This is a genomic window from Bartonella sp. MR168JLCBS (assembly GCF_042194175.1).
This window is the reverse complement of record NZ_JBHIMP010000459.1, coordinates 327-646: the sequence shown is the minus strand read 5'-3', so window position 1 is coordinate 646 and position 320 is coordinate 327. Positions and strand designations below refer to the sequence as shown.

At 39.1% G+C, this 320-nt stretch carries 1 protein-coding gene; it reads right to left on the bottom strand.

What is annotated here, in order from left to right:
• Positions 1 to 320 (bottom strand): FtsW/RodA/SpoVE family cell cycle protein (locus ACFIK8_RS11960; RefSeq protein WP_375669555.1); only part of this gene is annotated, 320 nt, incomplete at both ends.

The window sequence follows — 320 nt, the reverse complement described above, 5'->3', positions numbered from 1 at the left end:
AGTAATACCAAGCTGTATAAATGAATCACGGGTATTCAATGCTATATATAATGAGCGCATGACGATAAAGCCATAAAGCACCATAATCAATAAACAAAGAATAATACCATATTCTTCAGCAGCAACAGAAAACACAAAATCTGTATGGCTATCAGGAATGAGACGTTTCACCGTTCCCTCACCTGGTCCCTGTCCAAACCAACCACCGTTCAAAATAGCTTCACGCCCTACATCCACTTGAAAGGTGTCACCTTCACCTGTCAAAAAACCATTGATACGTTCGCGTACATGATGAAGGAAAAGATATGCTAAAAAAATTC